The organism is Nesterenkonia sp. K-15-9-6, assembly GCF_052656005.1.
In genome coordinates, this window is the sequence record NZ_JBQYEY010000048.1 from 1 (window position 1) to 6088 (window position 6088).

Here is a 6088-nt window from a genome sequence, read left to right on the forward strand (position 1 = left end):
AGTAGATCTTCGGCATAGTGACTATCCTCTCTGCTCGCTCGAGCAGTCAGGAAGTCAACCGAACCTTCAGCAGACCCCCCTGCGGCGTCGCGTTCGACACTGCGGCGGGGCGTGCGCTCCACCTCGTAGCGGGTGCGGGCCATGTCATGACCGATCCGGCGGGCCACGAACTCCTCACCGGGAGCGGTTAGCCCGTTGGCGTCGGTGTACTCGTATTCGCGCACGTAGCCTTCGGCGATGATCTTGTCGCCCTTCGCCAGACGTTCATGGCCCTGTTCGGCGGCGGCTTTGAAGGCCACCAGGTTGTGGAAGGTGGTGTCCTTCTGCGTGAAGGTCCCGTCTGCCTCGCGCTGGTAGTGCTCCTTGCCGACCTTGACGAACAGGCGCGGGTCACCGTTTTCGGTGTAGCTCAGCTGCGGTGCTGAGGCGATGAAACCGGAGAATGACTGCTGGGTATGGATCGCCATGACCAGGGCTCCTTATCTGCCACGGCCACCGCCTGGTGCAGGTGGCCTCTGCCAGACAGGTGCACCCCGCCACCCGAGACACAGCCCCCGGCGGGTTAGGTGCCTGGGTGGTGTTGGAGCATGGCTTCGATCTGTTCCCGGTCGGCCTTCAACTCGGTGGCCTCGGGTCGTTGGGTCCAGCGGCGCAGGTCGGTGATGATCGGCGGTGCGGTCCGCAGCAGGGTGACTCCGGTGCCGAAGGGTAGGGTCCTGATCCGGTCTGGTGGCAGCACCGAGACCCGGCGAACTGAGCGTTGGTTGGAGCGGGTGCCGTGGTCCCCGATGGTGGTTGAATCGGTGTACTCGTCGCGTTCTCCGATGAGGGTGGAGAGGTCTTGGAGGTCCCGGGAGTTCGATGCCCCGCCGAGGATGATTTTGACGATCGCGGCATCCCAGATCGCCCCGGCCTGGTTCTCTGACCATTTCTCCCGCGCCTGCGCTAACGACTGAAGTACCGGCAGGGTGGTGATTCCGGTGCCGCCTCCTTCAGCCATCAACGTGGGCAGCGACGGTAGGGGTGCGAGGTTGCCGATCTCATCCAGCGCCAGCAGCAGCGGCGGGTCCAACCGTGCGCCGGGCGATCGGGCGGCCATGCGCCGGGCGGTTTCGACCAGGTCTTCGACGAATGCGGCGACCAGGGAGGCTGAGGCTCCGGCTCCTGCGCCGGTGGCCAACAGGAACAGGCTGCCCCGGTCCTGGATGAACTGTTCGGGGTCGAAGTCCTCCCCAGCCCGGGGTGAGACCGCATCCAAGACCCGAGGATCAGCCAACGCTGACAGCGCCAGGGAGACGCCCTGCCAGATGGAATCCCGGGTCTTCGGGTCAGCTTCCAGCATCGAGGCCAGTGAGTCATCCCATCCGATCGCTGCCCTGGGGGTGCTGGAGAGGATGGTCACGGCCTCGGCGGCGGCTGAGGGGTCCAGAGTCCAGCGGAACAGCTCAGCCGGTGACCGATGATCCAACGCAGCCGCATGAAGGAGGGATTGGAGGGCAGTACGGGTCTTGCCTTCCCAGAACCCACCGGACTCGACACCGCCAGCGGACATGCCAGTCGCTGACGCGAGCCCGGTGGCCCGGATCATCGCCGTCAGCGGGTCCTCACACCCCCGGATGGGCGACCAGCGCATCCCAGCGGGGATGCCCTCTGCCAGGTGTTGGGGGTCGAAGACCGCCACCGGGCCGATCTTCTCCCTCGCCCGCAATGTAGCGGTGAGGTTATCCGGCCGGGTAGATGTCGTCACTACTGCCCCGGGGGCATCCAGGATCGCGTTGATGACCACATGCAGGCCCTTACCGGAGCGGGGTGGGCCGATCAGCAGGATCGAGTCCTCCACCGAAGCCCACACCTGCTTGCCCGCAGAGGCCCCCAGCAGGTAGCCCACATCCTCAACCCGCGGCTTCACCAAGGAAGGCCTCAGCGTCTCAGCCCGCCGCAAGAGGGCCTTGGAGGTGGCGACATTGGCGATGTCGGCACTGGTGGCAGTACCTGCCAGCCGATGGGGGTCATTCTGCTTCTGCTGCCCCCAGCGGCGCACCCGCACCCACACCCAGGCACTCACCCCGGCCAGCCCGGCGAGCATCACCCCACTGGCGGTCCAGTAGGCCACCGGATGCAGCCCCTCAGCTCCTAGCACGGCGGCAGGATCACCAGGGCTGAACAGAACCCCCAACCCGGCAGCCGGGCCAGCTTCCGGCAGTGATGCGCCGGTGATCCAGGCGGCGACAGTGCCAGCGGCACGCAGGATCACTGCAATGCCTGCGGTGACCATGAGCAGGATGATCAGGGCGTTGGTGACCTCATCACCCATACCTCCGGCTTGGTGAGACCCCGGAGTGATGCCCCGGGTCATGGCAGCCGCCTCACCAGTGTGGTCCCCGAGGACCGGCCGAAGACCAGCACCTCAGCACCAGCACGCAAGGTCGTCTTCTGCCGCCGGGTCAGACGGGTCTCGACCTCTCCGTCGTCATTGGCGGTGGTGTCGGTGACCACCGCAGCGATAGCCACGTCCTCACCGGGCAGGAACCCCTCACCCAAGACCGTGGCCGCAGCCGCCTTCCCGCTGGCCTTAGACCGTGCGCTCTCTGCCTGCTCCGCCTCGGGGTTTGGGGTGGTGGGTGTGCGCCTGCGGGCTCGGATGATGTCAGTAAAAGTGGACCCGTCGGTTTCGTGAACCTCGATCCGCACCGTCCGAGTCCGGTCCTCAGTGACCGCGTCCAGCAGCTCGCCGAATCGGGCACGAGACCATGCCACGTTTTCTGGTGCGGGGAAGTCCTCGCCATCTACGGTGACCGCCAGAGTCCCGGTCGGCTCGATAACGGTGATGATCACATGAGGAAGCACCGCCGGAACATCAAGCTCTGTGTCTGAGGGCTTGGACTTCTTGGTTCGGCGCGAGGGGTGTCTGGTGTTGTCGTGGCTCATGCCCACCAGGTGCGCCTGCAACCTCCCGCGTACTGAAGGTAGCCTTCTGGTTAGGTCACTACTTGCTGACTAGTCATCGTTCGCTGTATGGTCAGTGTGTGCTGACTATTGCTTCTCGTCTTGATGTGATGAACCGGTTGGGCCGCGCTATGGCTGACCCCACCCGGTCCCGGATTTTGTTGTCCCTCCTGGATGAGCCGGGTTATCCGGCCAAGCTTGCCCGTGACCTGGAGTTGACGCGGACGAATGTGTCGAATCATCTGGCGTGCTTGCGGGATTGCGGGATCGTGGTCGCTGAGCCGGAGGGCCGTCAGACCCGCTATGAGATCGCTGACCCTCACCTGTCGCGGGCGCTGAACGCTTTGGTGGAGACAACCCTGGCAGTCGATGAGGGTGCGGAGTGTCTTGACCCGGTGTGCCCGGAGGGGTGCTGCGCTGGCGGAGAGCAGGTGCAGCGATGAGCGTGGATGCCTGCGGGTGTGCTTCCCCCAGTGAGAACACGGCTTCTGCGGAGAGCACTAAAGAGCCTCAGTGGTGGGGGGATCGTCGTGTTCTGATTCCACTGGTCTCGGGGTTGCTGCTGGCCACAGGGTGGGTGTTGGAGTGGACCGGGGCAGCAGATCAGGACCCGCTTTCGACTGTGACGCTGGCGGTGTTCTGGGTCAGCCTATTGTTGGGGGCTTCTCAGTTCGTTCCTGGTGCTTTGCGGGCGCTGGTGGTGCGTCGCCGCCTGGGTATCGGGTTGTTGATGACGATCAGCGCCACTGGAGCGGTTGCACTGGGTTACATCGAAGAAGCCGCAGCTCTGGCCTTTCTCTATTCCATTGCAGAGGCCTTGGAAGATCGGGCGATGGACAAAGCCCGCTCCGGGCTGCGTTCCCTGCTGAACCTGCTGCCAGCCAGCGCCACCATCGTCGACGAGGCTGGCGATCAGCGGCAGGTGGCTGCCTCTACTCTGGTGCCGGGTCAGCTGATCCGGGTGACGGCCGGGGAACGCCTAGCCACTGACGGGGTGGTCCGCACCGGACGTTCAGCCCTGGACACTTCAGCGATCACTGGTGAGTCGATTCCGGTAGAGACTGGCCCTGGTGATGAGGTGTTGGCCGGGTCGATCAATACCACCGGGGTCTTGGAGGTCGAAGCCACCGCACCGGGAACAGACAACTCGCTGACCACAGTGGTCCAGTTGGTCGAGCAGGCCCAGGCGGAGAAGGGTGAACGTGCCCGACTGGCTGATCGCATCGCCCGTCCCCTGGTTCCCGGTGTACTCCTGCTGGCGATACTGATCGCGGCGCTGGGTTCAATCTTCGGAGACCCCATGGAGTGGGTCACCCGAGCGATCATCGTGCTGGTAGCCGCCTCACCATGCGCGTTGGCGATCTCGGTACCGATCACCGTGGTCTCTGCCATCGGCGGCGGCAGCAACCACGGGGTGATCGTCAAGTCCGGTGCAGCTTTCGAGCAACTGGGATCTGTAAGCCACCTGGCCTTCGATAAGACAGGCACACTGACCCGTAACCGTCCCACCGTCAGCGCTGTGCTGACTGTCCCCGGGAATACCGAGCAGCAGGTGCTGGACTGGGCGGCAGCACTGGAAGCTCACAGCACGCACCCCCTTGCGGCAGCCATCACCCATGCGGCGGCTGATGCCCCGCAGGCCACCGAAATCACTGAGCACCCTGGACAGGGCATCACCGGAGTTATCGGGGCCAGCCGAATCGCGGTGGGCAGTCCCCGGTGGCTTGGCCCCGGCTCGCTCGCTGATCAGGTTACTGAGCTGGAGCAGCAGGGCAACACCGTGGTGATCATCCACCACAAGGGGGAGGCAGTCGGGGCTGTCGGTGTGCGGGACGAACTGCGCGAAGAAGCAGTAGAAGCGATCCAGCGGCTTACCCGTGCCGGGGTCAAGGTTACCATGCTTACCGGTGACAACACGCGCACCGCCCATGCTCTAGCGGCTGAAGCCGGGATCACTGATGTCCGCGCAGAGCTGCGCCCAGAAGACAAAGCCGCCGCCATCACCGAACTGCGGGCAGGCAACCGGGTGGCAATGATTGGTGACGGCATCAATGACGCCCCAGCATTGGCCGCCGCAGATATAGGCATCGCCATGGGAGCCACCGGCTCCGATGCCGCGGTGGAATCAGCTGATGTGGCCTTCACCGGCGAAGACATCCGCCTGATCCCTCAAGCCCTGGCGCACGCCCGGCGAGGACGGATGATCATCAACCAGAACATCATCCTCTCCCTGGTCCTGATCGCGGTGTTACCACTGTTGGCGCTCTTCGGCGTGATCGGCCTGGCCGCCGTCGTCCTCATTCACGAGCTCGCCGAGGTCGTCATCATTCTCAACGGGTTACGCGCGGCTCGTACCCGAACCTCTCATTACCCCTCAGCGCGTCCTGTTGTCCCCGCCAAGGCAGGGTCAGGTTCGGACTACAAGGTACTGTCATGAGGCTGGAAACGCCCGATCGGGTTGATGTGGCAGTTATCGGTGCGGGCCAAGCGGGTCTTGCACTCGGGTACTACCTGGCCGAAGCGGGAGTCGACTTCCGGCTACTCGAGGCGGCCAGCAAGGTGGGTGCCTCATGGGCACGTCGCTGGGACTCTCTGCGCTTGTTCACGCCTGCACAGTACAACTCACTGCCTGGATTCGCTTTTCCTGGTGACCCTTGGAAGTACCCTGGCAAAGATGAGGTGGCTGCTTACCTGGCGATGTATGCCGAACGGTACGCCCTACCCGTTCACCTCGACACCCGTGTGACGAAATTGAACGGAGCGGCAGGGGATTTTCGGCTGCACTTCGCAAGCGGGGAGCCCCTGAAGGCCAGAGCTGTTGTCGTCGCGACGGGGGCTTTCGGTTCGCCCTTCGTGCCCGCCCTGGCCAACAGGCTTGACCCGCAGGTCTTGCAGATCCACTCCGAGGAGTATCGGAACCCGAGTCAGCTACGCGGTGAAGACATCGCTGTAGTCGGGGGTGGAAACTCTGGTTTCCAAATCGCGCTGGAGCTCGCCAATAACGGGATGCGAGTTTCCCTGTCCGAAGGTGTACGTCTCCGTAACTTGCCGCAGCGTATTCTAGGTGTTGTGGGGCATGAGGTTGTCGGAGCCGGCGGGGCGATGAGAAAACGAACGGACTCCCGCCCGCAGGATGGTAATC

6 protein-coding genes are annotated in these 6088 nt (G+C 64.2%); 3 read left to right on the forward strand and 3 right to left on the reverse strand.

Annotated elements, in window-relative coordinates:
- From SD455_RS16460 to SD455_RS16470, 3 genes are all read right to left on the reverse strand, one after another.
- The coding region (locus SD455_RS16460; protein WP_445508730.1) for a single-stranded DNA-binding protein at positions 1-467 on the reverse strand (467 nt) is incomplete at its 3' end.
- A gap of 95 nt (positions 468-562) precedes the next feature.
- Complete coding sequence (locus SD455_RS16465; protein ID WP_445508731.1) at positions 563-2356, reverse strand: TraM recognition domain-containing protein; 1794 nt, start codon at positions 2354-2356, stop codon at positions 563-565.
- A complete protein-coding gene (locus SD455_RS16470; protein ID WP_445508732.1) occupies positions 2353-2835 on the reverse strand; it encodes a hypothetical protein in 483 nt (160 codons plus the stop codon). Before SD455_RS16470 ends, SD455_RS16465 begins: the two co-directional genes overlap by 4 nt.
- A 191-nt stretch (positions 2836-3026) precedes the next feature.
- Here SD455_RS16470 and cmtR point away from each other — a divergent pair, with 191 nt between their 5' ends.
- The 3 genes from cmtR to SD455_RS16485 form a co-directional block, all read left to right on the forward strand.
- Positions 3027-3389 (forward strand): Cd(II)/Pb(II)-sensing metalloregulatory transcriptional regulator CmtR, encoded by a 363-nt coding sequence (gene cmtR, locus SD455_RS16475; protein ID WP_070159118.1) that lies wholly within the window; start codon positions 3027-3029, stop codon positions 3387-3389.
- Entirely contained in the window at positions 3386-5383 is a 1998-nt protein-coding gene (locus SD455_RS16480; RefSeq protein WP_445508733.1) for a heavy metal translocating P-type ATPase, read from the forward strand. Before cmtR ends, SD455_RS16480 begins: the two co-directional genes overlap by 4 nt.
- On the forward strand, positions 5380-6088 hold a 709-nt coding region (locus SD455_RS16485), incomplete at its 3' end, for a flavin-containing monooxygenase (RefSeq protein ID WP_445508734.1). The genes SD455_RS16480 and SD455_RS16485, both read left to right, overlap by 4 nt.